Below are 26133 nucleotides of genomic sequence, written 5' to 3'. Positions count from 1 at the left end.
CCCTCATGGCAGTGGAAATCTTTTACGACGACGACGCGGACCTTTCGATCATCCAGGGTCGCAAGGTCGCCGTGATCGGCTACGGCAGCCAGGGTCACGCGCACTCGCTGAGCCTGCGCGACTCCGGCGTCGATGTCCGCATCGGTCTGCCCGAGGGCTCGAAGTCGCGGGCCAAGGCCGAGGAGCAGGGGCTCCGCGTGCTCACCCCGGCCGAGGCCAGCGCCGAAGCCGACCTGATCATGATCCTCGCGCCGGACACCAAGCAGCGCTTCATCTACGAGCAGGACATCGCGCCGAACCTCAAGGACGGCGACGCGCTGTTCTTCGGCCACGGCTTCAACATCCGCTACGACCTGATCAAGCCGCCGTCCAATGTGGACGTCGCCATGGTCGCGCCGAAGGGCCCCGGCCACCTGGTCCGCCGCCAGTTCGTCGACGGCAAGGGCGTCCCGGCGCTCATCGCGGTCGAGCAGGACGCCTCCGGCAACGCGCAGGCGCTCGCGCTCTCCTACGCGGCCGCCATCGGTGGCGCCCGCGCCGGTGTCATCAAGACGACCTTCACCGAGGAGACCGAGACCGACCTCTTCGGCGAGCAGGCCGTCCTCTGCGGTGGCGCCTCCGCTCTGGTGCAGACCGGTTTCGAGGTGCTCACCGAGGCCGGCTACGCCCCGGAGATCGCCTACTTCGAGGTGCTGCACGAGCTGAAGCTGATCGTCGACCTCATGTACGAGGGCGGCATCGCGCGTCAGCGCTACTCGATCTCCGACACCGCCGAGTACGGCGACCTGACCCGCGGCCCGCGCGTCATCTCGCCGGCGGTCAAGGAAGAGATGAAGAAGATCCTCGGCGAGATCCAGGACGGCACCTTCGCCCGCGAATGGGTCGCCGAGGACGAGGCCGGGCGGCCGAACTTCACCAAGCTCGAGGAGCAGGGCAACCAGCACCCGATCGAGGAGACCGGCAAGAAGCTGCGCGACCTGATGTCGTGGGTGGACCGGCCGATCACCGAGACCGCCTAGTTGTCACCACGAAGGGGCCCTTCATCGCGAAGGGCCCCTTCGTTTTGCGTATCGGAAAGCGATAGCGTGGACACCATGAGTGAGCAGCCGGTGGACGACAAGGCTCATGTCAGGCCCGATCTGGACCTGAGCGACGCGGTGTGGATCCGGGCGGAACCGGAAGGCGCGAACCTCGAAGACCGCGCCGAGTACGCGCTGGTCCCGCACACCGACGGCGTCACCTATACCGCCATGCGCCAGGCGTCGGATCCGGACGGCCATGTCCTCGTGTTCACGCCGACCGAATGGGACGCCTTCGTGAAAGGCGTGCGGGACGGCGAATTCGACCTTCCCGCCTGAACCCGGATCAGTAGGGCAGGACGTACGCGTGACTCATGTCGGAGTCGTGCGTGGTGGCCGAGCCTTCCGAGTCGGTGAGTCCGGTGGCCGTTCCCTGGATGCCGGCGGCCTCGCCGCCCAGCCACTCGGCCTTGACGTAGGCGTTGAACCGGGGGACGCAGCCCGGCGCCTTGCTCACGGCGAAGTCCGCTTTGTTGAGCGGCACGTACTTGTGGTGCACCCAGTACGGCACCTCATGCGTGACCTGGATGCTGTCGTCGGTCTTGCAGAGTGTGCCGTCCGCCTTCCACTGGTTGACGAAAAGCGTGAACTTCACCTGTGTGGACTTGTATTCGTCGCAGGTGATGCCCCGTAGGCAGACCTGGAGCTCGACGTCGCCCACCACGTTGAGGCCCTGCACGGTCGACGGGAGGGTGAAGTAGTCGAGCTTGGGCTCCCACACCTTCGGGGAATCGGTGTGGAGACCACGGACTCCCGAGCTCACGCTGGACTGCACCGGTTGCCCGTCGGTGGCGTTGGTGACCGAGGTGTCGGCGAACGTGAGGTACCCGCTGACCAAGCGGTAGGTGGCGTCACTGGTCGAGCTGAGCGAGTTGCCCCGCACGTTCGCGGTGCAGGTGACCCTGCCCTCGACGCCGGGATGGACGAGGAAGCGGGTGTAGAGCGTCACGTCCTGGTTCGGGGAGCCCGAGTTCGTGTCGTAGACGTTCTGCCCGATCACCATGTTCTTGCTCCAGCCGCCCGGGCCCTGGCAGACGATTTCGTTGTCGAAGAGGCTGCGGATGGTGGCGCCGTTGACCCGCATCTTCGAGACCACGTATGCGGTCTGCGTGGCGGTCATGTCCAGCGAGACGGTGCCTACGGGAGTGACGCTGTGCACGACAGGCCGGACCTGTTTGGGCACCGAGATCGTTTGCGGGGTGAAGGTGACGAATGTCGCCGCTTGCGCGGGGGTGGCGGCCAGCAGGCAGGCGATCAGCGCGAAAACCGCTGTCGTGGCCAGGGAACGGACGTTCAAGTGGACCCTCCTTGTCGGTGCTTCTCGGTGCGGTTCCGATCGGTCAGTTGTCCGGCGGCGTTCCCACGGAAGGACCGGCGCAAGCGCTCAAGGTGCGGAAGCAGGTGAAGTATTCGAGGCCTTTGGCGGGGTCTTCGGTGGTCATCCAGACGTAGACCTTGGTGGCCCCGCCGTCGATGTCCGCGCTGACGGTGAGGGGCGCCGGCCCGGATTCGTCGCACCAGGTGCTGGAGCTCTGCCAGCCCAGCCATCTCGTGCCCGCCCTGGCCTCCGCGTAGACCCGTCGGCAACCGGAGGCCTTGAACGCCCCGTTGACGCCGACCGACCGGTTGTACCAGGTGACCGTGCCGATGTAGTAGCTCTCGCCGACCTCGATCCGGAACTTGCTGGTGGGGTAGTCGGCGGCGGTGGCGGGTGTCGCCGCGAAGACCATCCCGCCCGCCGACGCGACCGCGGCGACGGCGGCACCGACCTTTCTCAAGCGGCTCTTCGCCTTCGTTGTGTCCATGACGATCACTCCCCGGTTCGTTTTGTTCGGAGACACCACTCAACCCCGGGCAGGCCCCGCACCGGAAAGGATTCGAGCCCGTTCAAATCCATCGCGAAGACTGCTAGCGTCGGCCCGGTGCTCACGTTGCGTGTCGACGCCGATACGGTGTCCAGAACGCGGTTTTCCCCTTCCCCCGCGGCGGAATCCCTGGCGTGGCTGAAACTCACCGCCGCGTCGGGACGGCACCCGGTGTTCGGCGACCCCGGACCACTCGCCCGCGCGTCACTCGCCCATCCGGACGTCGCCCTGCTCGCGGACCTGTTGCCGCGGGACGGCGACACCTACACGCCCGACCTGCTCACCCCGCAGCCGGGCACGGACACGCAGCGCCGCGACCTGCTCGACGAACAGATCGCCCGGATCGAGGCGGTCGCGCAGGACGACCTCGAAAGCCAGGTCTTCCACTACACCCGGACCCACTGGAGCAGGCCGCTGGAGGCCGAGACCCGCCGGATCGCCGAATCGGGACGGATGCAGCGACGTCTCGCCAACGGTCTCGCCCGGTTCTGGCGGGACACCCTCTCCGAGGGCTGGCCCGACCTGCGCTCGATCCTCGATCAGGACATCGCCCATCGCGCGACGGGTATCGCCGCCCACGGCGTCGGCCGGATGCTCGGAACGCTCCACCCCGACATCGCCTGGACCGGCGACGCGGTCACCATCGAGAAGACGTGGGACGGCGAAATCGACGGCACCGGCCGGGACCTGGTCCTCGCACCCGGCGTGCTCAACTGGCCCGACGTCATCATCCAGGTCGACACCCCCGGGCAGCTCGTCCTCTACTACCCCGCCCAGCGGGTCGGAACCGGCCGGGACCGCAGGTCCGGAACCCTCGCGCAAGTGGTCGGCAACGCCCGGGCGGCCATCCTGGCGGATCTCGAAACCGCCCGGTCCACGGCGGAACTCGCCGTCCGGCTCGGATACACCCCTGGCACCGTCTCCTACCATCTCGGCGCGCTGCACCGCGCCCGTCTCGTCACCAAGGTCAGAGACGGGCGCTATGTGCTGTACCAGCGGACCGCGCGGGCGGCGGGCCTGCTGGAAGCCCGCGACTAGTCTTCGCCCTTGATCAGTCCGGGTAGTCCACGCTCATTCCTCGCAGATTCGTGGTGTCCTGGGGGCAGTTCACCTTCGATTCCTCGTTCTTGTTCGCCCACGGGCCGAAGTACCACCGGTAGGAGGGCTGGGTATACGTACGGCACTCCGCCGCGGCTCGGTGCGCGCGTTGGGTGCACTTCGACGAAACCGCCCAGGAGCCCGTACTCCGCCACACCTTGCAGTCGGGCGGGATGGCCTGGGTCGACGCGGAAACGGCCGGTGCCATCGACACCAGCGAGCCCGCGGCGATCGCCATCACCGCCGCCGCGAACCCTCCGCGCGTTTTCAACCGGATGCTCGTCATCAGTCCTCCCTCGGGGTGGCGAGATCCGGCGGATCCGAACTCGCCATCGGGTTCACGCGCTCGCCGACGCGGTCGTTGCCGTCCGGCAAGCACGATCACCCGGATGGCGCCATTCCCGCCTTAGCGGCGCGCGAACAGTTCGCCGAGCCGTCCGGTCGCGGCCGCGATGGCGAGATGGTCGGCGTAGTCACGCGATTCGACGATCAGCCCGTCACGCACACGCAGCACGAAGATGTTGGAAAGCCTGAATTCCGCGCTGTCGCCCGCCGTTCCCTGGTAATCGAATTCGCCGATCACGACCTCCGGGTCGAGGGTCTCGTGGAGCACGAGATCCCGGACCTGGAACCGGACCTTGCCCTGTTCGCCGAACTTGAAATGTTCCCGCAGGTCTTCCCTGGTCTTCAGGGCCTCCGCCCCGGGCAGAAACGGGTGCGTGACATGGGTTTCCTCGGCGTAGAGATCCGGTAGCCCGGCCCAATCGCCGTCCGCGACACCGTAGGCGAGCCGCTCGAAGACGCCGCGTGGGCTCCTCGGATCCGCCGTCGACGCCGGGCGTGGGGGAACCGGCGTGAGTTCCCGTTCCGCGGTTTCGAAGCTCTTCTTCAGGTCGTCCAGACCATCCTGTGCCGCGATGAGGCGCAGGTAGTCGTGGTAGTCGCGAGAGTGGGCGATGAGCCCGTCGCGCACGCGGAGGACTTGGATGTTGGCGATGTCGAAGGACTTCCCGGTGTCCAGTGCCTCGCCGACGTTGCGGTACTCGGCGATGATCACCTCCGGGTCGGTTGTCCCGTGAATCAGGACATCCGACCTGTCCATGCGCACGTTCAGTCCGCCGCCGAAGTTCTTACGGAGGGTTTGGCGGCCCTCGTACCTGGCAGGCACCGGCGGGCGTTGCGGGTTTTCGACGACGGCGTCCTCCGCGTAGAGCGCGAAGATCTCTTCCCAGCGCCGAGCGGTGATGTGCGCGGAAAGCTCGTCGAAAACGTCGCGGGGTGTGGTCATGAGGTTCTCCCAGTCAGACATAAGCGGAGTCTGTAGTCCGCATTTGACGATACGGACTGCAGACTCCGCTTGTCCACTGGTCACTCCGCGATGGCCAGCACGACCTTCCCCGTGGTCTTCCCGGCGGCCACGAGTTCGTGGGCCTTCGCGGCCTCTTCCAGCGGGAACACCGTGTCGATCGTCGGCTTGAGGCGCCCGCTGTCGACGAGTCCGGCGAGCGCGAGCAGTCCGGTGCGATCCGGCTCGGCGAGGGTGAACCCGGCGGTGACTCCAGCGGCTTCGGCCAACTCCGGCACCCGCTCGTCGTTCGTGCGGGTGAGCTGGATGAGCCTGCCGCCGCGGCGAAGCGTCTTGAGCGACCGCGGTCCGTACTCCTGGCCGATCGTGTCGAGGACGACGTCGACGTCGCGGACCTCCTCGGCGAAGTCCGTCGTGCGGTAGTCGATGAGCTCGTCCGCGCCGAGGCCGCGGAGGAAGTCGTGCTTGGCCGCGCTGGCCGTCCCGATCACGTACGCGCCGCGCGCCTTGGCGATCTGGACCGCGAGATGCCCGACCCCGCCCGCCGCCGCGTGGATCAGCACCCGTTGCCCCGGCTGGATGTCCGCCGTGTCGACGAGGCTCTGCCAGACGGTCAGCCCCGCGAGCGGGACCGCGGCCGCGTGCACATGGTCCAAAGTGGACGGTTTACGCGCGAAGTGACGGCTCGGCGCGGCGACGTACTCGGAGTACGCGCCGGCCTGGAACGGGAACGACGGCATGCCGAAGACCTCGTCGCCGGGGGAGAACAGGGACGCGCCCGCGCCGACCTCCTCGACCACGCCGGACACGTCCCAGCCGAGGATGAACGGCGGGTCGCCCATCGGCCCGATGCCGCCGGTCTCGCGGGTCTTCCCATCGACCGGGTTGACGCCGGCGGCGTGCACCCGGACCAGGATCTGGGTCGGGCCGGGGACGGGTCGTTCGACGTCGACGAGTTCGAGGACTTCGGGGCCGCCGAGGCGGTTCTGGCTGATCGCTCGCATGGGTTCATTGTTCGGCGCGCGTCGTACTTTCGGCGAGGTCCGGGCGGGCCAGGAGGCGTCAGGATCGGGACAGCCGCGCGGATGTCTTGAGTGCTGGGTGCACGAGGTGAGGCCCGGTTGTGCCCTTCGTGACCGTCTCGCTTGCCGCGGGCGTTGCGAAAGCCACTTTCGCAACCTTCAACGTTGCGAAAGTGGCTTTCGCAACATGGGCACCGTGGCGACACCCGCCATGGCCACGGCGGGAAGAGCGACAGTGGCGATTCACCTGCTCGCCCGCCTGCCGACACCCGGCGGTCGGCCGGGGGGCGCGTGACCTTCACGCCTCTCCAGGGTGTCGCGAAAGCCACTTTCGGGACATCAGACGTCCCGAAAGTGGCTTTCGCGACGCGTGCGCGAGCGGGCTCAAGCGTCCCGCAGCACCGCCAAGATCTCCGTCTGCTCGAAATGCTCAGCCCACCCCAAAGCCGACGACGCGTACAGCGAATCCTCAAGTGAAGGATCGGCCCCCACCGCCAACAGAGCCCGCACCGCGTCCACATGCCCTCCCTGCACAGCGAGGTGCAGCGCCGTGACGCCTTCCCCGTGCGAAAGCCCGCCGAAGGTGCCCTGGCGGTTCACCGATGCGCCGAGTTCCGCCAGCGTTGTGATCACCGAAGCCTTGCCCTGAGCGGCGGCCCAGGTCAGCGCCGTGCCCCGGTAGACGTCGGCGTCCACATCGGCGCCACGCGCCACCAGGATCCGCACGGCATCGGAGCGATCGTTCCGCGCGGCCCACGAAAGCGCCTCGTCGACGATCTCGGCCGGATCGTCGCTCGGCTGCCATTCCGGGAAACCGCTGTGCGGCCGGTGGAATTCGCGATGCGCGCCCGCAGCGGGGGAGAGCGTGCCGTCCGGGGCGAGCAGTTCGTCGAGCAGGTCCGCCCGGCCGAGGCCCGCCGCCACCCGGAGGTTGCCGGGGGAGACGCTGCGCGAAGCCAGCAGCTCCGCCGCCTCGCGATGTCCCCAGAACAGCGCGACCACCAGCGGTGTCCCGCCGTCGCCCCGCGCCGGGACGTCGACCGGCGCGCCGGCGTCGAGCAGCATCGTGACCAGGAGCGGCAGCCCGACGTATCCGGCCTGGTGCAACGCCGTCCAGCCGTGGACGTTGGCCGACGCCGGATCGGCGCCGTGGTCGAGCAGGATCCGGACCACCCGTTCGTCGCGGGTCGCCGCGGCCATGCCGAGCAGGTCGTTCCCGTTCTTCCCGTGTGCGTGGACGAGGGTGGGCAGGTCACCGATCAGGCGCGCGAGCCCGGCGAGGTCGCGCGCGTCGATCAGCTCCCGTGCTTTCTCGAAGGCGAGCTCAGCCGGTGACGTCACGCTCCCGCACGCTACCCCCGACCCCCGACAGAACCCGCCATTCGGCCAGCGGGATCCGGTCGTCCCCGGTCAGGACCTGCAGGCAGACGTGATCCGCGCCCGCGTCCAGATGCGCCCGCACCCGGGCGTCGATCTCGTCCTCCCCGACGGCGACCAGCGCGTCCACGAGCCGGTCGGAGCCGTAGTCCTCCTCGGTGAAGCCGAACCGCCGCAGATTCGCCCGATGGTGGGCGGCCAGGTCCAGGTACGTCGACACGTGCCGCCGCGCGATCTCGCGATCCGATCCCACGACGACGGCCTGCTCGACGGCCAGATAAGCCGACGGACCCATGATCTCCCGGGCGAGAGCGGTGTGTTCGACAGGAACGAAATAAGGATGCGCCCCGTCCGCGCGTTCCGCTGCCAGCGACAGCATCCGAGGCCCCAGTGCGGCCAGCAAGCGCCGGCGCGGGGAGTCCGGTGTGGACAGATCGGTCTTGTCCATTTCGTCGAGATAGCCGCGCATGCCCTCCAGCGGTTTCGCGCCCGGCAGATGACCGCCCAGGCCGAGGATGAACCTGCCCGGATAGGCCTCCGCGAGGGTCCGTTCGGCGGCGGCCGCGGCGACGGGCGCCCGGTGGGAGAACCGCGCGATACCGGTGGCGACGGTCAGCCGGGACGTCGCCGCCAGCAGCAGTCCTGCCTGCGTGAACGCCTCCCGTCCCAGATACTCCCCGAACCACAGCGTGTCGAAGCCGAGTTCCTCGACCTCCGCGGCTGCCTCGCGGACTTCATCGATTTCCTTGCCGTCGAACGAAAACGTCCAGATCCCGACGCTCATCGGGTCACCGCCGTCAGTGCCGGGGCCAGCCGTTCCAGCTGATCCACTATGGACCGGAGATCGTCCCCGACGGGGTTGACGAGCACGGTGTCCGCGCCGGCGTCGACGAGTTCCTTGATCCGCCCGGCGATCCGCTCCTCGTCGCCCCAGGCGGTCAGCCCGTCCACGAGCCGGTCGCTGACCTCGGTGATGTCGGCGTCGGTGTAGCCGAGCCGCTTCCAGCCCTTGAAGTAGTGCGGGATGCCGTACTGCTTCATCAGTCCGATATCCCGCGCCACGCTCGCCCGCGCCTGTTCGCGGTCGCTGAGCAGCACCGAATGGGTGGGGATGAGCAGCTTGTCCCCGCCGAGGATTTCGCGGGCGTACGGCGTGTGCTCGAAGGGCTGGGCGAACGGGTGTGCGCCGTCCGTCAGTTCCCGCGCGAGTTCGAGCATCTTCGGCCCGACGGCGGCGAGGACGCGCGGGAACGGCACCGGCGGAGGGAATTCCTCCGCCGCCGCGGCCATGGCCACGAGGTACTCCCGGGTCTGTTCGAGCGGACGGTAGTCCGAACCCGCCTTCTCCGCCTGATGCGAGTGTCCGATCCCGACGCCGAGCACGAACCGGCCGGGGAAGGCCTGCGCGAGCGTCCGTCCGCCGCTGTGGGTGGTGTACGCGGGCCGCGACCAGATGTTCGCGATCCCGGTGCCGACGACCACCCGTTCGGTGGCGGCGAGTGTGATGGCGCTGTACGCGAACAGCTCCCGGTTCCCCGGCCCCTCACCACCCCACACGGTGCGGTAACCCAGCTCTTCCAGCCGTTGTATCGCCCGCCGTTCCTCCTCCGGTGTCGGCGTGAACATGCCGACCGGCAGCCAGACACCCACCGGGCCCAGCCGCTCCCGGGTTTCTTCGAGCAAGGTCATTCTCGTCTCCCCAGCTAACATGAGGCTGCCTCCGTTTACCTGGCCGACTATACGGAGGCAGCCTCCGATTTGTCGAGACTAAGCTCGGGAGCGCGATGGACACCGAGAAGAAGCCACTGCGGGCGGATGCCCGGCGCAACTACGAGCGCCTCCTCGAAGAGGCGAGGCGTGCCTTCGCCGCGCACGGGGTCGAGGCGTCGCTGGAAGAGATCGCGCGCCAGGCCGGTGTCGGCATCGGGACGCTCTACCGGCACTTCCCGACGCGGGAAGCGCTCGTCGAGACGGTGCTTCGCGAAGGCTTCGACACGCAGGCCGAGGCGGCCCGCGAACTTCTCGACTCACCCGAGCCGCTGAACGCGCTGAAGGCCTGGCTCGCCGGGATGGGTGAACAGTCGGCGCGCTACCGCGGACTACCCGAACTGATGGTCGACGTCCTCAACGACGAGACTTCGCCGCTCTACGCGTCCTGTCACGCCATGCGGGACCAGGTGTCCCACCTGGTGGAAAGGGCGAAGGCCGCGGGGGAGCTCCGGGCGGACGTCACAGTGCCCGAAATCCTGGTCATGCTGCACGCGCTTTCCTGGGCCAGCGAACACCTTTCGGGTGACAAGGGCCTCGAACGGCTCCTCGATCTCGTTTTCGCGGGATTACGGGCGAGTTAACAATCCCCTGTAACCAGGTCTAAACTGCGGCGCAACCGGGCACAACGGCGTGACCGTCAACAGTGAGTCGCAGGCACAGACCAGATAGTGGGAGCCGTATCGTGACCAAGCCGAACAAGCCCGTCGTCCTCATCGCCGAGAAGCTCGCGCCCTCCGTGTTGAGCGTCTTCTCCGACGAGGTCGAGGTCCAGCATGTGGACGGCACGGACCGCCCCGCGCTGCTCGAGGCCGTGAAGACGGCGGACGCGCTGCTCGTGCGGTCCGCGACGAAGGTCGACGCCGAGGTCCTCGGCGCCACCACCTCGCTCAAGGTCGTCGCCCGCGCCGGCGTCGGGCTGGACAACGTCGAGGTCCCCGCCGCCACCGAACGCGGTGTCCTGGTGGTCAACGCGCCGACGTCGAACATCGTCTCCGCCGCCGAACACGCCGTCGCCCTGCTGCTCGCCGTCGCCCGCCGGGTCCCGGCCGCCGACCAGAGCCTCCAGGGTGGCGCGTGGAAGCGCAGCGCCTACTCGGGCGTCGAGATCCAGGGCAAGACCATCGGTGTGGTCGGCCTCGGCAAGATCGGCCAGCTGTTCGCGCAGCGGCTCGCCGCGTTCGACACGAAGCTCATCGCGTACGACCCCTACGTCTCGGCCGCCCGCGCCGCGCAGCTCGGCATCGAGCTGGTCACGCTGGACGAGCTGCTGGAGCGCGCCGACGCGATCTCCATCCACCTGCCGAAGACCCCGGAGACCAAGGGCCTGATCGGCGCCGAGGCGCTCAAGAAGACCAAGCAGGGCGTCATCATCGTCAACGCCGCGCGCGGCGGCCTGATCGACGAGCAGGCGCTGGCGGACGCGGTCAGCTCCGGCCACGTCGGCGGTGCCGGTATCGACGTGTTCGTCACCGAGCCCACCACCGAAAGCCCGCTGTTCGGCCTGCCGAACGTCGTCGTGACCCCGCACCTGGGCGCGTCGACCGCCGAGGCGCAGGACCGCGCGGGCACCGACGTCGCGAAGTCCGTGCTGCTCGCGCTGCGCGGCGACTTCGTGCCGGACGCGGTGAACGTCGCGGGCGGCGGCACGGTCGGCGAGCACGTCCGGCCGTACCTTTCGCTCACCCAGAAGCTCGGCACCCTGCTGACCGCGCTGAACCCGAAGGCCCCGGCCTCGGTCACCGTCGTGGTCAAGGGCGAGCTGTCCACCGAGGATGTCAGCGTGCTGCCGCTCGCGGCCGAGCGCGGCGTGTTCTCCGGCGTCGTCGAGGACCAGGTCACCTTCGTGAACGCGCCGCGCGTGGCCGAAGAGCTGGGCGTGCAGGTCGACCTGGTCACCGAGACCGAAAGCCCCAAGTTCCGCAGCCTGGTCACCGTCCGCGCGGTCCACGCCGACGGCACCACCCTTTCGGTCTCCGGTTCGGTCACCGGCAAGGACGAGGTCGAGAAGCTGGTGGAGGTCAACGGCCGCCACTTCGATCTGCGCGCCGAGGGCAATGTGCTGCTGCTCGAATACCCGGACCGCCCGGGCATCATGGGCCGCGTCGGCACGCTGCTCGGCGAGGCGGGGCTCAACATCGAGGCCGCGCAGATCAGCCAGACCACCGACGGCGCGGACGCGGTCATGCTGCTGCGCGTGGACCGTTCCGTCGACTCGCATCTGCTGGAGCCGATCGGCGCCACCGTCGGCGCGCACACGATTCGCGCCGTCAACTTCGGCTGACCTCCGAGTACATGAAGGCCCCCTTCCTTGCGCCTAGGTACAGGAAGGGGGCCTTCATGTACTTTTTCGCAATTAGTCGACTAAGTGCGTTCGTTGTATGTGCGGGGTTCGCGAGAACGCAGAGCAAGATTCAATAACGGTGAAAATTGCCTACTGAAGTCGGGCGGATGGGCCGATAGGTTCTTCCGGCGAGGCCGAACCATCGCGTCGTCAAGGGCACGGCGCGGCGCCGGGGCTCACCGTCGGGGGTGTGTTCGAGCGGCAGGCAGGTTCCGAGTCCAGGCCTCGAGTGAGGGCACGTACTCATGAACAGATCCCGCGTACCCCGATGGGCGATCCGCTCGTCGGCCGCGGTCTTCGCCGCGTTGCTCGTGACGTCCGTGACCGGGGCGTCCGCTGCCGCGCAGGATGTCCCTCTCGCGGACGGCGTCACGCCGGCGAAGATCGACCGTAACGGATTCCAGGGGAAGGTCGAGCCGAAGCTCAAGGCCGCCCAAGGCAAGATCACCGCCTTCGTCGAGCTGGCCAAGCAGCCCGCCGTCGACGCCTTCAACGCCGAGCAGAACAAGGGCGCCGGCAAGGAGAAGGCCAAGAAGGCCGCGAAAGACGCCAAGGCCGACGCCGCCGCGACGGTGAACTCCGTCGTCGGGCAGCTCAAGGCCGCCGACGCCGGCACCCAGCTGGTCACGCAGACCTCCAACGCGGTCGCCGGCGCGGTCGTCACGGCCGACGCGGCGAAGATCCGCGAACTGGCGAAGCGGCCGGACGTCGTTTCGGTCAAGAAGGTCGTGCCGAAGACCCGCACCAACTCCAGCGCGGTCCAGCTGACCAACACGCTCGCCTCCTGGCAGCAGACCGGCCGCTACGGCGACGGCATCCGCGTCGGCGTGATCGACGACGGCATCGACTACACCCACGCCACCTTCGGCGGTCCGGGCACGGCCGAGGCGTACAACGCGATCAACCGTGACCAGGCCACCCCCGCCTTCCCGACGGACAAGGTCGTCGGCGGTATCGACCTGGTCGGCGACGCCTACGACTCGGGCAGCGACGACCCGGCCCTCAACACCCCGAAGCCGGACCCCAACCCGATCTCGTGCGGCCACCACGGCACGCACGTCGCGGGCACGGTCGCCGGATTCGGTGTGGACGAAGCGGGCAAGACCTTCACCGGTGACTACAAAAAACTGAACAAGAAGAAGCTCGAGGCGATGCAGATCGGCCCGGGCACCGCGCCCAAGGCCCTGCTGTACGCGATCAAGGTCTTCGGCTGCGACGGCTCGACCAACGTCACCTCGCAGGCGCTCGACTGGTCGCTCGACCCGGACGGTGACGGCGACTTCACCGATCACCTCGACGTGGTCAACCTTTCCCTCGGCGGCGACTTCGCCACCCCGGACGACCCGGACTCGCTGTTCGTGCGCAAGATCGCCGCGAACAACGTCGTCCCGGTGTTCTCCGCGGGCAACGGCGGCGACCTCAACGACGTCGGCGGCGCGCCGGGCAACACGCCCGAGGCACTGACCGTCGCCAGCAGCCGTGACGCGTCCGTCCTGCGTGACGCCGTCGAAGCCGTCGCTCCCGACGGTGTGAAGGGCGCGAAGACCGGCCAGTTCAGCCAGAACTACGCGACCTACGACACGCTCGACGTCACCGCGCCGGTGGTCACGCTGTCGGCCGACAACGCCGCCGGTTGCAAGCCGTACTCCGAGGCCGACAAGGCCAAGGCCGCGGGCAAGATCGTGTTCCTCGAATGGGACGACAACGACGCGACCCGCGCCTGCGGTTCGGGCGCCCGTTCGAACAACGCGCAGGCCGCCGGTGCCAAGGGCGCGCTGTTCTCGTCGACGCTGGAGCATTTCTCGGCCGGGATCGCGGGCAACGCGGCCCTGCCGACGTTCCAGCTGACCGGCAGCGCGACCGCTTCGATCCGTCCCGCGGTGACCGCGGGAACGCTGCAGGTCCGCATGACCGGCAAGGGCCGCGTGTCCGTGCCGACCACCGACCAGTCCATTGTGGACACCCCGAGCTCGTTCACCTCGCGTGGCGGGCGCGGCCCGGCCGTGAAGCCGGACGTCGCGGCGCCCGGTGACTCGATCGCGTCCGCGCTGAGCGGAAGCGGGGCCGGTCGCCTGGTCATCTCCGGGACGTCGATGGCGGCTCCGCACACCTCGGGTATCACCGCCCTGATCCGTCAGGCGCACCCGGACTGGTCGGTCGAGGAGGTCAAGGCCTCGGTCATCAACACCGCCGGGCATGACATCCGTGACGCGTCGGGCCGGGTCTACGGCCCGCAGCGCGTCGGCAGCGGCCGGATCGACGCGAAGGCCGCGCTGGACAACCAGGTCCTGGCCTACGTCGTCGACAACCCCGGCTTCGTCTCGGTCAACTTCGGCGTCGTCGAAGCGGGCGGCCCGGTCACCCTGACCAAGACGGTCAAGGTGGTCAACAAGGGCATCAAGCCGGTCGAGTACTCGGTGGGCTACGAAGCCGTGAACGCGCTCCCCGGTGTCGAGTACACAGTGGACAAGCCGACCGTGAAGCTGAGCCCGCGTGGTATCGCGCTGGTCAAGGTCACCCTGAAGATCGCCGACCCCAAGGCGCTCCGCAAGGTCATCGACCCGACCATGGCGACCACGCAGGTCGGCCTCGCCCGGCAGTTCGTGGCGGACGCCTCCGGCCGGATCGCGTTCACCCCGAAGAGCGGCACGACCGTTCCGCTGCGGCTCTCGGTGTACTCCGCGCCGAAGCCCGTCTCGTCCATCAACACCCCGGGCAACGTCAACTTCGGCGCCGGCCAGAACCAGGCCGTGCTGAACCTGACCGGCAAGGGCGTGGACCAGGGCACCGGTTCGCAGCGGTACCGCTCGCTGATCAGCGTGCTCGAACTGCAGGCGGAATCCCCGCAGCTGCCCGAATGCGACGGCGACGTCACCACCGACTGCACCCTGAACCAGACCGCCAAGGGCGCCGACCTGCGCTACATCGGCGCCGCGTCGACGGCTCCGCTGGCCAAGGCGCAGGGTGAGCCGGAGAACGCGTTGCTGGCCTTCGGTCTCACCACCTGGAGCGACCTGGCCAACCTGGGCAGCAACACCTCGCCGTTCGTGGACATCGACACCACGGGCGACGGGCAGCCGGACTTCGAGACCTATGTGACCAAGGTGACGTCCACCGACGTCCTCGTGGCGGTCACCGTGGCGCTGAAGCCGGGCTTCCCGCAGGTGGACATCCAGCCGATCAACGGCCAGCTCGGCGACGTCGACACGAACGTGTACGACACCAACGTCGTCGTGCTGCCGGTGAGCATCGCGGCACTGGGCATCGACCCGAACGCCGCTTCGCACAAGATCAGCTACACCGTCGGGACCTCCGGGTTCTACGCGGCGCCGGGTGCGGACTCGTCGACGATCGACTACGTCGGCACGCCGCTTTCGTTCGACGCCTTGGCTCCCGCGTACACCGTCCAGGGCGGCGGCGACTCCGCGCTGGGCTACGTCGCGAAGCCGGGCACGGCGCTGGTGGTCAACCGCAACGCGGCCGCGCAGGACACCGTGCTGGGCCTGCTGGCGATCGAGCACCACAACGCCTCGGGCAACCGGGCGAACGTGGTGAAGATCCAGACGAACGCCGGCGGCGGCGACACCGGTGTCGACCGGCCGGGCAACGGCGGGCGGCACACCGGACGTCAGCCGATCGGTGTGGGCTGACGCGGTAGTGCGGTAATCCGCGTTCGATGAGGTGAGGGACGCCCTGGCGGCATGCTTTCCGCCAGGGCGTCCCTTCTTGTATTCACCCTTTCGGCTGTCTCGCTCTGTGGGAGATTCCGGCATAAGGGTGGTGCGGCTACGGCTACCGGGCTACGGCCGGTAACCTTCCGCTGCTGGCGTTTTCTTGCGGATGGGCCATCCGGACTGCCGGTGGCCTGGTCTACGGAGGTGTGTGGATGCGGCTCGCGGTGATCCCAGGAGACGGGATCGGGCCCGAAGTGGTCTCCGAGGCGCTCAAGGTGCTCGGTGAGGTCGTACCGACGGCGGAGATCACGAACTACGACCTCGGCGCCGCCCGGTGGCACTCCACCGGTGAGCTGCTCCCGGAGTCGGTACTCGGTGAACTCCGTCAGCACGACGCGATCCTGCTGGGCGCGGTGGGCGACCCGACGGTGCCGAGCGGCATCCTGGAGCGCGGGCTGTTGCTGCGCCTCCGGTTCGAGCTCGACCACCACGTGAACCTGCGCCCCGCGCGGTTGTACCCGGGGGTGCGCGGTCCGCTCGCCGAGGCGGGCGAGATCGACATGGTCGTCGTGCGTGAAGGCACCGAAGGCCCGTACGCGGGCAACGGTGGCCTGCTGCGCAAGGACACCGAGAACGAGATCGCGACGGAGGTCAGCGTCAACACGGCGTTCGGCGTCCGGCGCGTGGTGACCGACGCGTTCAACCGCGCCGAGGCGCGGCCCCGCAAGCACCTGACGCTCCTGCACAAGACGAACGTGCTGGAGTACGCGGGTTCGCTGTGGTCGCGGATCGTCGAAGAGGTCTCGCTGGAGCACCCGGAGGTGACCGTCGCGTACTCCCATGTGGACGCCGCGACCATCCACCTGGTGACCGACCCGTCCCGTTTCGACGTCGTGGTGACGGACAACCTGTTCGGCGACATCATCACCGACCTGGCGGCGGCCGTGACCGGCGGCATCGGGCTGGCGGCGAGCGGGAACCTCGACATCACCCGGCGGAACCCGAGCATGTTCGAGCCGGTGCACGGCAGCGCGCCGGACATCGCGGGCCAGGGTCTCGCCGACCCGACCGCCGCGGTGCTCTCGGTGTCGCTGCTGCTGGACCACTTGGGACAGAAGGAAGCGGCGCGGCGGATCGAGGCCTCCGTGGCCTTCGACCTCGCGACCCGCGACCAGGCGTCGCCCGGCGCGACGCACGCGATCGGCGACCGGCTGGCGGCGCTGGTGTCGTCGAACGTGCGCCCGGTCACCCAGTAGTTCCTTTTGGGCTGAAGGGGCCCTTCACCGCATCTCACGCGGTGAAGGGCCCCTTTGTCGCATCGGACGAGGGGAAAGTCCCTTCGCCCGCTCCCAGCCCGTGGGAAGTTCCGCCCGGCTTGTGGACGCCCGTCGGGCCGTGTGCCATGATGCGTCCGTGACCTCCTGCACCATCATTATCGCCGAGCGCGCCGGATAACAGCTCCACAAGAGCCCCCGGCGCGCAACCTCTCGCACCCATGCGGGAGGTTTTTTTGTTGCCTGAACACGTTTTGCCACCACCATGAGGAGTTCCCCGTGACTCGCACGGAGCCCGACGGCACACCGCTCGGCGACGCCTTCCACCTCTACGACACGACGTTGCGCGACGGCGCGCAGCGCGAGGGGATCTCCTACTCCGTCACGGACAAACTGGCGGTGGCGAGGCTGCTCGACGATCTCGGGGTCGGGTTCATCGAAGGCGGATGGCCGGGAGCGCTGCCCAAGGACACGGAATTCTTCGCCCGGGCCGCTTCGGGCGAACTGAAACTGCGCCACGCGGCGCTCGTCGCGTTCGGCGCGACGCGGAAGGCGGGCGCCAAGGCCGAGCAGGATCAGCAGGTGCGGGCGCTGCTCGATTCCCAGGCGCCGGTGATCACCCTGGTGGCCAAATCGGACTTACGCCATATCGAGCGCGCACTGCGGGTCGATGTCGACGAGGCGTGCGAGATGGTGCGGGACACCGTCGCTCTCCTCGTCGGCGAAGGACGTCGCGTCTTCCTTGACGCGGAACACTTTTTCGACGGCTACGCGTTCTCCCCGGACACCGCGCTGAAGGTGCTCGACGCGGGAGTGAACGCGGGCGCCGACGTCGCCGTGCTGTGCGACACCAACGGCGGCCAACTGCCGCTCGGGCTCGCGGAAACCGTCCGCGAGGTCAAGGAACGGACCGGATTCCGGCTCGGAATCCATTGCCAGGACGACACTTCCTGCGCGGTGGCGAATTCCGTCGCCGCCGTGCAGGCCGGCGTGACGCACGTCCAGTGCACCGCCAATGGTTACGGCGAACGGGCGGGTAACGCCGATCTGTTCGCCGTGACGGGAAATCTGGTGACCAAGCTCGGTATGGAGGTGCTCCCGACCGGAGGCGCCGCCGAGCTCACCCGGGTCTCCCATGCCCTTGCCGAAATCGCGAACATCGCCCCCTACACCCACCAGGCTTACGTAGGGGCGTCGGCCTTCGCCCACAAGGCGGGACTGCACGCGAGCGCGATCAAGGTGGATCCGTTGCTGTACAACCACATCGATCCAGCTTCGGTCGGCAATGACATGCGGGTACTGGTCACCGAGATGGCCGGCAGGGCCAGCCTGGAGCTCAAGGGACGTGAGCTCGGGGTCGACCTTGCCGGCCAGCCCGAGGCGCTGACGAGCGCCGTCCGGAAGGTGAAGCGGCTCGAATCCGAAGGCTGGTCCTTCGAAGCCGCGGACGCTTCACTCGAACTGCTGCTGCGGCGGGAGGTCGACGGCCCGCAGAGCGACGTCCTCGACGAACCGCCGTTCGAACTCGAGTCGTACCGGGTCGTGCTGGACCACCGGTCCGACGGCGAGGTCGTGTCCGAGGCCACGGTGAAGGTGCACGTCGCCGGGCAGCGCGTGATCGCGACCGCCGAGGGCAACGGCCCCGTGCACGCGCTCGACGCCGCCCTGCGCGAGGCGCTCAGCCCGCATCTGTCCTGGTTGGACACTGTGGAACTGGCCGACTACAAGGTGCGGATCCTGCCCGGTCACCCGGGCACCGACGCCGTCACGCGCGTGCTCGTCGAGACCAGCGACGGCGAACGGGAATGGACCACCGTCGGCGTGCACGGCAACATCGTCGAGGCGAGCTGGCTCGCGTTGTGCGACGCGCTCGTGCACAAGTCCCTCAGGGAAGGCCCGGCGTGAGGAGTCGTACAGTGGGGGAGTGCGTCTAGCCCGAATTGCTCATCCCGGTGGTGTCGCGTTCGCTTCGATCGAAGGGGACGGCGACGACGCCCAGGTACTGGAAATCGCCGAGCACCCCTTCGGCAACCCCAACTTCACCGGCAAACGCTGGCCGCTCGCCGACGTCCGGCTGCTCGCGCCGATCCTGCCGTCGAAGGTGATCGCGGTCGGCCGGAACTACGCCAAGCACGCGGCCGAGTTCGGCAACGAGGTCCCGCAGGACCCGATGCTGTTCATCAAGCCGTCGACCACGGTGATCGGCCCGAACGCGCCCATCCGCCGTCCGCGCGGGGTCGGCCGCGTCGACTTCGAGGGCGAACTGGCGATCGTCATCGGCCAGCCGGTCAAGAACGTGCCCGCCGCCCGTGCGGCGAGCGCGATCCTCGGCTACACCGTGGCGAACGACGTCAGCGCGCGTGACCTGCAGAAGTCCGACGGCCAGTGGGGCCGGGCGAAGGGGTTCGACACCTTCTGCCCGCTGGGCCCGTGGATCGAGACCTCGCTCGACGCGGCCGACCTCGCGCTCAAGTCCGAGGTGGACGGTGTCCTCAAGCAGGACGGCCGGACGTCGGACCTGGTGCACAAGATCCCCGAGCTGGTCGAGTTCGTGTCCGGCGTGATGACCCTGCTGCCCGGCGACGTCATCCTGACCGGCACGCCCGAAGGCGTCGGCCCCATCGAGGACGGCCAGTCGGTCTCGATCACCATCGAAGGCATCGGCACGCTGACCAACCCGGTGCAGGACATCTAGCGCGCCATGAAAGGTCCTTTCCTTGCAAAATTTGCAAGGAAAGGACCTTTCATGGCGTTCGTGACCCGTCAGCTCCCGGCCGGTTCCATCGCCCGCCGCGCGAAGGCCGGGGCGTGCTCGGGTCGCAGCCCCAGGCCCAGCAGCCGGGCGGGGACGTAGGACAGCACGGGGAACCGGCCGAACAGCTTCACCATCACCGCGGGCGGACCGTTGCGCCTGCCCTCCATGACCGGCTTCATGACGTTCTTGTGCAGCATGCGCTGCAGTCCCTGTACGAGCATCGTCGGCGCGAGACGGCGCTTGCGGACCTTCGCCAGGTCCGTCACCGACGGCCTGCCCCGGCGCAGCGGCTCGGCGAGCAGGGTGGCGGCCGCGACCGCGTCCTGCACCGCGAGGTTGATGCCGACCCCGCCGACCGGCGACATCGCGTGCGCCGCGTCACCGATGCACAGCAGCCCGTCGATATGCCACTTCCGCAGCAGGTTCATCTTGACGTCGAGGAACTTGACGTCGTCGGTCGTCTTCAGCTCGTCGACCCGGTCGGCCAGGTCGGGAAGGATCGCGGCCACGTTCTCCCGGAACGCCTCGATACCGTTTTCGCGCAGATCCCGGCCCTTGGGGCTGAGATAGGCGATCTGGAAGTAGCCCTTGCGCGGCAGCGGCACGGCGAAGCGGCGATCCCGCATCTTCGGGGTCAGCATGCCCTCGCGTTCGCCGTCCCGCCGCGAGATCCGGAACCACCACGCGTCGAACGGGATGGGGTAGTCCTTCGTCGTCAGCCCGGCCTCGCGGCGGGCCAGCGACCAGCGCCCGTCGGCGGCGATCACCAGGTCGGCGCGTAGTTCGCCGGTCTTTCCGTCAGCGTCGCGGTAGCGGACGCCGCTGACCCGGCCCTGCTCGAAGATCAGCCCGGTCATCTCCGTGCTCTGCCGCAGCGTGAACTTGGACTCCTTCGCGCCGGCGTCGGCGAGCAGGTCCAGGAAATCCCATTGGGGGACCATCGCGATGTACGGGTGCGCCACCTTCAGCCTGGTCAGGTCGGCCAGGCGCATCATCGTGCCGTCCTCGGCCGGGAATCCGGCGTAGGAGATCTCGCTGTGCGGCAGGCTGAGGAATTTCTCCCCGAGGCCCAGTTCGTCGAGCAACGTCAACGTCGACGGGTGCACGGTGTCGCCGCGGAAGTCCCTCAGGAAGTCCTTGTGCTTCTCCAGCACCGTGACCTCGACCCCGGCCCTGGCCAGCAGCAATCCGGCGACCATGCCCGCGGGGCCACCGCCGACGACCACGCAGTTCGTGCGTTCGTTCATCCGTCCCACCCCTTCGAAACCCTTATTCATCGTCTGTTGAATAAGCTCAGCATGCACCCGCCCGACGTGCTCGTCAAGCGCCATCCGGGCGGATACGCCGTTCGGGCTATGACCCGGGTCTCACCGGTCCGGGTGCCGGGGTTGACTGTCCAAAAAGGACTAGACGTGGGGCGGGAAAGTCCCGGAAGGACGGCGATCGCGGAAATGCCCATGTGGACGGTCCACGACTCGAAGCCGGGTAAGGATTTCGTTGTCGTCACAGGGTGTGCGCGCCGTGAATCGGTCATGGCGCCGGGTGCCGGTATTTCACCCGCCCGCCCGCGTTAGCCGTTGTCCGGTAACTAAAACACGTCATCTCACCAACTGGGAGTAGAGTGCCCGCGCCGGAACAGACCAGCCTTAATCACCTCATCGGCAGAGTCGCGATCGCGCTGAGTGCCCTAGCCTCACTTGGTGGATTTCGCTCTCGTGCCCCGGACCCCGTCACGAACCACGCCGGACGCTCCGGACGGAGCGCCGTGGGAGCCGCCGGAGTTACGGTTGGTGTGCCTCGACATCGATGACACGTTGATCGACTGCACGGCGGCGATCCGGTACAGCCTGAGCGCGCTCACCGGCCAGAACGACCTTTGGCCACTATGGGATCTCATCACCGAAGAGCATGTCGCGCTGGTGGTGGCAGGCGAAATCGATTACGCGACCATGCATCACAAGCGTACTGAATGTTTCCTCGCCGAGATCGGCATTCTGGCCGACGAAGACCAGGTCAAGGGCTTCGAAAGACGCCGTCGTGAAATTCTCACGCGTTCGTGGCAATTGTTCGAAGATGTCCTCCCGTGCCTGGAATGGCTGAGAGCCGCGGGCGTCCTCGTCGCGGCCGTCACGAACGCCTCCGGCGCGCATCAGCGCAAGAAGATCGCCGACCTCGGACTCGCCCGGTTCTTCGACCACGTGGCCATCGCCGGTGAACTCGGAGTAGCCAAACCGGACCCGGCGATGTTCCACTCGGTCTGCCTCGGCCTCGGCTGCGACCCCGCCCAGGCGGTCCATGTCGGCGACAAGCTCGACACCGACGCCATCGGCGCACGCGACGCCGGCCTCGGCGCCGTCTGGCTCGACCGGGACGGCATCGCCGAGCGCGCCCCGGCGGGTGTGCACACCATCGCCGGCCTCGACGAGCTGCCTGAGCTGCTCGTTTCCGAGTTCGCGAAGCTCGGCGTCCCCGCCCAGCGCGCTACGGAGACCCCCGCTTTCACGGTGCGGAACGGCGTGCTCTAGTATTCTTTCTCGTGCGGCACCGAGCCGGTCAAGATCGGAACGGTACCTCACTGGGGTATGGTGTAATTGGCAGCACGACTGGTTCTGGTCCAGTTAGTCTAGGTTCGAGTCCTGGTACCCCAGCTGGAGAACTCTCCGGAGTGAACACAGAGTGACCCCCCTGCGAAGGCGGGAAACCCGGTCTGGTAAGTTTCTCCACAGCAACACAGCAGGTGAACAACTGAAAACCTCCTTCTGAAGGAGGAAGTTCCTAGCCCCCGTCGTCTAGCGGCCTAGGACGCCGGCCTCTCACGCCGGTAGCGTGGGTTCGAATCCCATCGGGGGTACTTCGCGAAAAGCGTCGATCATTTCGATCGGCGCTTTTCGCTGTTTCAGGAGCCGGCATCGCGTCGTTGATCCTTTTCCTGCTCCCGCCGTCGCAGGTTATTTGCTCTGGTAGCGGTTCAAACCCTGTCGTTGGAGACGGTGTCGTCCACTGTGGCCGGGTCGGCTTCCAAAATGGACGTACGGTCGAGTTCGGAGACTTCTCGCCGACCGGAACCGGACGAGTGAACAGGAGCGGGTATGACCGACGATGTGGCCGGCCGAGTGATCAAGGCCGAGCGGGACCGGATCCAGTGTCTCCTCGACGTGGATCGCGGCACCTACGACCGGCTGCACGCCGCGGAATACCGGTTGTGCAACCCGACCGGCACCGTGTGGACCAAGGCCGAATACCTGGAACTCCTCACCACCGGGCGCGTCGCCTACCGGGAACTGGAGCCGGCCGGCGACGTGGACGCCATCGTCGGCACCGACGTCGTCGTCCTCCGCTACCGGTGCTTCATCGAACTCACCGTCGACGGCGCGGACATCCCGCGCCACGAGGCCTGGCACACCGACGTCTACACCCATGACGGCGGCACGTGGCGTTGTGTCTGGTCGCAAGCCACCGGCATCATGGACTTTTCGTCGGCCACGGCCTGACCCGGCGTTCCGGGGTACAGGGGACTATCGTCGAAGACAGCACAACGTTGCCTTCACGAGCAGGACGGCCATCGCCCGATGATCTGAAGGACCGCTCCGGACCCGGCGGCGCACGTTCGGTGTCGTCACAGTGACGACCGAATGAGCCGACAAGCCGTCCGCAGCGCACGAGAGGCCTGCTCATGGCCGATCCCCGGCACGAGCCGAACGTTCCCGACGATGCCCGGCTGGTGGTCCCGCGCCTTTTGCGGGTGACCGCGGAGTTCGGGTGGCGGTTGCTCGTCGTCGGCGCGACCCTGTACGTCCTCGGTCTGGTCGCCGGCTTTCTGGCCGCGGTGGTCGTGCCGGTGGCGATCGCCTTGCTGCTGGCCGCGATGCTCGCACCCGCGGTGACCTTCCTCGCCCGTCACCGGGTTCCCCGCGGTCTCGCCGTCGTGATGGTCCTGGTCGGCGGGCTCGCGGTGCTGGGCGGCTTGCTGACCTTCGTGGTGCTCACGTTCGTCAACGGCCTGCCGGCCTTGCGGGTCCAGCTCACGACGAGCGTTGACGCCATCGCGAACTGGCTCACCACCGGTCCGCTCCACCTCAGCGCCGCACAGCTCCGGGATTCGGTCAACGACCTGGTGACCACGCTGACCAATTCCCGGACCGGCTTGACCTCCGGCGCGCTGAGCACGGCGGCGACGGTGGGCGGAGTGCTGGCGCAGGCGCTGCTCGTGTTGTTCGTCTTGATCTTCCTGCTCGCGGACGGGCCTGGGATCTGGGCGTTCCTGCTGCGCGCGGCGCCCGCCGCGACGCGGACCCGGGCCGACGTCGCCGGGCGGCGGAGCCTGGCGGCGCTCGTCAGTTACGTGCGGGCGACCATCGCGGTCGCCACGGTGGACGCGGTCGGCATCGGTATCGGCATGGCCGTGCTGGGTGTGCCGCTGGCCGTGCCCTTGTCGGCACTGGTGTTCCTCGGCGCGTTCGTGCCGATCATCGGCTCGGTGGTGGCGGGCACGGTCGCGGTCCTGATCGCGCTGGTCGCCAACGGTCTCGTCCCGGCGCTGATCCTGCTCGGCGTCGTGCTCGTCGTCCAGCAACTGGAAAGCCATCTGCTGCAACCGTTCCTGCTCGGACGTGCGGTGAAGCTCCATCCGCTCGCGGTGGTGCTGGCCATCGCGACCGGGCTGCTCGTCGGCGGTATCGCCGGTGCTCTGCTGGCGGTCCCGCTGCTGGCGGTGCTCAATTCCGCCATCCGGTCCTTGCGCAGCGAGGCCGACGAAAACGTCGACCCGGCCGACGTCCACGCGAGCAGACCCGCGGAGTCCGGCCCACCCGAACCCGACCAAGGAGACGCCCCATGACCACGACGACCCGACGACTCGACCAGAGCCAGGTGGAGCTCATCGGCAAGGAACTGGATTCGCTGCGACAGCGGGTGGTGGCGGATCTCGGCGAGGACGACGCCGACTACATCCGCCGGGTCGTCGCGGTGCAACGGCTCAGTGAGGTGTCGGGACGGCTGCTGCTGTTCGCGGGCTGGTTCCCGCCGGCGTGGATCGCCGGTGTGGGCGCACTGTCGTTGTCGAAGATCTTGGACAACATGGAGATCGGGCACAACGTCCTGCACGGTCAGTACGACTGGATGAAGGATCCGACGCTGAATTCGCGGACCTTCGAATGGGACATGGTCTGCCCGAGTGAGCAGTGGCGTCGTTCGCACAATTTCATGCATCACACCTACACCAACATCCTCGACAAGGACCGCGACGTCGGTTACGGCATCATCCGGATCACCGAAGACCAGAAGTGGAATCCGTACTACCTCGGCAATCCGCTCTACGCGGCGGCGCAGGCGCTGTTCTTCGAGTACGGCATCATGCTGCACGACCTCGAAGCGGACCGCATCGTGCAAGGCCGCCGGTCATGGGCCGACGTCCGCCCGCTGCTCGGCCCGATGCTGCGCAAAGTGGGGCGGCAGGCGAGCAAGGACTATCTGCTCTTCCCGGCGCTGACCGGGCCGCTGTTCCCAGTGACCCTGGCGGCGAACGTCAGCGCGAACCTGATCCGCAACCTGTGGGCGTTTTCGATCATTTTCTGCGGGCATTTCCCCGACGGCGCCGAGGTGTTCACTGAAGAGGAGAGCGAGAACGAGAGCAAGGGGCAGTGGTACCTGCGCCAGATGCTCGGCTCCGCGAACATCACCGGAAACCCGCTGTTCCACCTGTTGTCCGGGAACCTCAGCCACCAGATCGAGCACCATCTGTTCCCGGACATCCCGTCCCGCCGCTATCCGAGGATCGCGGCCGAGGTGCGGGAGATCTGCGAGAAGCACGGCCTGCCCTACAACACCGGCCCGCTGTCGAAACAGCTCGGCTCGGTCATCCGCAAGATCTTCCGCCTCGCCTTGCCATGACCGACCGGCTTCTCGCGCTTCTCGGTGATGCCGACGGCGGTCTCGAACTGGTACGGCGCATCTGCGAACTGTGCGTCACCGAACTGGCCGTCTCCGGGGCCGGGCTGAGTGTGATGACCGGCGCCTCGGCCGATGGCACCCAGATCCTGGTGCACTCCACCGGAGAGGCGGGGAAACACCTGGAAGATCTGCAGCTGACGGTGGGCGAGGGACCGAGCGTGGACGCCTACGTTTCGGGTGAGGCGGTACTGGTGCCGGATCTCGACGCCGAGCAGGACCGGTGGCCCGCCTACGCGCCGGGGGCGACGGGACTCGGCGTGGCGGCGGTGTTCTCGTTCCCGTTACAGGTCGGCGCCGCGCGCCTGGGTGTGCTGGACCTGTACCGCACCACCTCGGGCCCGCTCAGCGCGCCACGGCTTTCCGGCGCCCTCACCTTGGCGGAGGCGGGGACGGTGGCCTTGCTGGACGATACCGACGCGGCACAGGGCGCGAGGCTGCTGGGACAAGGCGAACTGCACAGCGTGGTGCATCAGGCCACCGGCATCGTGACCGTCCACCTCGACGTGAGTCTTCAAGAAGCCCTCATCAGGATTCGCGCGTACGCCTATGCCCACCAGTTGTCGCTGAACGAGGTGGGCGGGCGCATCGTGCGGCGCGAACTGGTTCTCGAGACGGGAGAATGA

General features: G+C 68.0%; 23 protein-coding genes and 2 tRNA genes. 16 read left to right on the top strand and 9 right to left on the bottom strand.

The window, feature by feature from the left end; genetic code table 11:
* Positions 1-5 precede the first annotated feature (5 nt).
* Positions 6-1019, top strand: coding sequence for a ketol-acid reductoisomerase (ilvC, locus tag DMH01_RS02350; RefSeq protein ID WP_016336537.1), 1014 nt, complete (start codon positions 6-8; stop codon positions 1017-1019).
* A 75-nt stretch (positions 1020-1094) separates the two neighbouring features.
* Complete coding sequence (locus DMH01_RS02345; protein ID WP_125673469.1) at positions 1095-1358, top strand: DUF397 domain-containing protein; 264 nt, start codon at positions 1095-1097, stop codon at positions 1356-1358.
* A gap of 7 nt (positions 1359-1365) precedes the next feature.
* Here DMH01_RS02345 and DMH01_RS02340 read toward each other — a convergent pair whose 3' ends face one another.
* Both DMH01_RS02340 and DMH01_RS02335 read right to left on the bottom strand, forming a co-directional pair.
* A complete protein-coding gene (locus tag DMH01_RS02340; RefSeq protein WP_125673468.1) occupies positions 1366-2376 on the bottom strand; it encodes a hypothetical protein in 1011 nt (336 codons plus the stop codon).
* Between the two features lie 43 nt (positions 2377-2419).
* Positions 2420-2884 carry a hypothetical protein gene (locus tag DMH01_RS02335; protein WP_125673467.1) on the bottom strand — a complete coding sequence of 155 codons (465 nt, stop codon included), beginning with the start codon at positions 2882-2884 and terminating at the stop codon, positions 2420-2422.
* A gap of 117 nt (positions 2885-3001) precedes the next feature.
* On the opposite strand from DMH01_RS02335, the gene DMH01_RS02330 reads away from it, so the two are divergent.
* Positions 3002-3982: a helix-turn-helix domain-containing protein gene (locus tag DMH01_RS02330; protein ID WP_125673466.1), complete on the top strand. Its 981-nt coding sequence runs from the start codon at positions 3002-3004 to the stop codon at positions 3980-3982.
* A 13-nt stretch (positions 3983-3995) separates the two neighbouring features.
* Here the strand turns inward: DMH01_RS02330 and DMH01_RS02325 are convergent, their stop codons facing one another.
* The 6 genes from DMH01_RS02325 to DMH01_RS02300 form a co-directional block, all read right to left on the bottom strand.
* Positions 3996-4328, bottom strand: coding sequence for a hypothetical protein (locus DMH01_RS02325; RefSeq protein WP_125673465.1), 333 nt, complete (start codon positions 4326-4328; stop codon positions 3996-3998).
* A gap of 120 nt (positions 4329-4448) precedes the next feature.
* A complete protein-coding gene (locus tag DMH01_RS02320) occupies positions 4449-5330 on the bottom strand; it encodes a nuclear transport factor 2 family protein (protein WP_125673464.1) in 882 nt (293 codons plus the stop codon).
* An 80-nt stretch (positions 5331-5410) separates the two neighbouring features.
* Complete coding sequence (locus DMH01_RS02315; RefSeq protein WP_125673463.1) at positions 5411-6352, bottom strand: NADP-dependent oxidoreductase; 942 nt, start codon at positions 6350-6352, stop codon at positions 5411-5413.
* A 402-nt stretch (positions 6353-6754) separates the two neighbouring features.
* Positions 6755-7711 carry an ankyrin repeat domain-containing protein gene (locus tag DMH01_RS02310; protein ID WP_125673462.1) on the bottom strand — a complete coding sequence of 319 codons (957 nt, stop codon included), beginning with the start codon at positions 7709-7711 and terminating at the stop codon, positions 6755-6757.
* A complete protein-coding gene (locus DMH01_RS02305; RefSeq protein ID WP_125673461.1) occupies positions 7695-8531 on the bottom strand; it encodes a TIGR03620 family F420-dependent LLM class oxidoreductase in 837 nt (278 codons plus the stop codon). Before DMH01_RS02305 ends, DMH01_RS02310 begins: the two co-directional genes overlap by 17 nt.
* Positions 8528-9436: a TIGR03620 family F420-dependent LLM class oxidoreductase gene (locus DMH01_RS02300; RefSeq protein WP_125673460.1), complete on the bottom strand. Its 909-nt coding sequence runs from the start codon at positions 9434-9436 to the stop codon at positions 8528-8530. Before DMH01_RS02300 ends, DMH01_RS02305 begins: the two co-directional genes overlap by 4 nt.
* 95 nt (positions 9437-9531) lie before the next feature.
* On the opposite strand from DMH01_RS02300, the gene DMH01_RS02295 reads away from it, so the two are divergent.
* The 6 genes from DMH01_RS02295 (at position 9532) to DMH01_RS02270 (ending at position 19501) form a co-directional block, all read left to right on the top strand.
* Positions 9532-10098, top strand: a complete 567-nt coding sequence (locus DMH01_RS02295; protein WP_125673459.1) for a TetR/AcrR family transcriptional regulator — start codon at positions 9532-9534, stop codon at positions 10096-10098.
* 101 nt (positions 10099-10199) lie between these two features.
* Positions 10200-11798, top strand: a complete 1599-nt coding sequence (serA, locus tag DMH01_RS02290) for a phosphoglycerate dehydrogenase (RefSeq protein WP_125673458.1) — start codon at positions 10200-10202, stop codon at positions 11796-11798.
* Between the two features lie 305 nt (positions 11799-12103).
* The gene (locus DMH01_RS02285) at positions 12104-15508 is read left to right on the top strand and encodes a S8 family serine peptidase (protein ID WP_125673457.1); all 3405 of its coding nucleotides are present in this window, start codon (positions 12104-12106) and stop codon (positions 15506-15508) included.
* Between the two features lie 236 nt (positions 15509-15744).
* Positions 15745-16788 (top strand): 3-isopropylmalate dehydrogenase, encoded by a 1044-nt coding sequence (locus DMH01_RS02280; RefSeq protein WP_007031599.1) that lies wholly within the window; start codon positions 15745-15747, stop codon positions 16786-16788.
* A gap of 297 nt (positions 16789-17085) precedes the next feature.
* The gene (gene cimA, locus DMH01_RS02275) at positions 17086-18711 is read left to right on the top strand and encodes a citramalate synthase (protein WP_125673456.1); all 1626 of its coding nucleotides are present in this window, start codon (positions 17086-17088) and stop codon (positions 18709-18711) included.
* Between the two features lie 19 nt (positions 18712-18730).
* Positions 18731-19501 carry a fumarylacetoacetate hydrolase family protein gene (locus DMH01_RS02270; protein ID WP_034315680.1) on the top strand — a complete coding sequence of 257 codons (771 nt, stop codon included), beginning with the start codon at positions 18731-18733 and terminating at the stop codon, positions 19499-19501.
* Between the two features lie 68 nt (positions 19502-19569).
* Here DMH01_RS02270 and DMH01_RS02265 read toward each other — a convergent pair whose 3' ends face one another.
* Complete coding sequence (locus DMH01_RS02265; RefSeq protein ID WP_199745339.1) at positions 19570-20808, bottom strand: FAD-dependent oxidoreductase; 1239 nt, start codon at positions 20806-20808, stop codon at positions 19570-19572.
* 543 nt (positions 20809-21351) lie between these two features.
* Between DMH01_RS02265 and DMH01_RS02260 the strand changes: the two genes are divergently transcribed.
* From DMH01_RS02260 to DMH01_RS02230, 7 genes are all read left to right on the top strand, one after another.
* Entirely contained in the window at positions 21352-22086 is a 735-nt protein-coding gene (locus DMH01_RS02260) for an HAD family hydrolase (RefSeq protein ID WP_199745381.1), read from the top strand.
* 51 nt (positions 22087-22137) lie between these two features.
* Positions 22138-22209: transfer RNA gene (locus DMH01_RS02255), tRNA-Gln, on the top strand.
* Between the two features lie 130 nt (positions 22210-22339).
* Positions 22340-22412: transfer RNA gene (locus DMH01_RS02250), tRNA-Glu, on the top strand.
* 238 nt (positions 22413-22650) lie between these two features.
* On the top strand, positions 22651-23052 hold the full coding sequence (locus DMH01_RS02245) for a nuclear transport factor 2 family protein (RefSeq protein ID WP_125673454.1): 402 nt from the start codon (positions 22651-22653) through the stop codon (positions 23050-23052).
* Between the two features lie 182 nt (positions 23053-23234).
* Positions 23235-24398, top strand: coding sequence for an AI-2E family transporter (locus tag DMH01_RS02240; RefSeq protein WP_125673453.1), 1164 nt, complete (start codon positions 23235-23237; stop codon positions 24396-24398).
* Positions 24395-25450 carry an acyl-CoA desaturase gene (locus tag DMH01_RS02235; RefSeq protein ID WP_125673452.1) on the top strand — a complete coding sequence of 352 codons (1056 nt, stop codon included), beginning with the start codon at positions 24395-24397 and terminating at the stop codon, positions 25448-25450. Before DMH01_RS02240 ends, DMH01_RS02235 begins: the two co-directional genes overlap by 4 nt.
* Entirely contained in the window at positions 25447-26133 is a 687-nt protein-coding gene (locus DMH01_RS02230; RefSeq protein ID WP_125673451.1) for a GAF and ANTAR domain-containing protein, read from the top strand. Before DMH01_RS02235 ends, DMH01_RS02230 begins: the two co-directional genes overlap by 4 nt.

The sequence above is a fragment of the Amycolatopsis sp. WAC 04182 genome, from assembly GCF_003947465.1.
GTDB lineage: Bacteria > Actinomycetota > Actinomycetes > Mycobacteriales > Pseudonocardiaceae > Amycolatopsis.
This window is presented reverse-complemented; position numbering and strand designations above follow the sequence as displayed.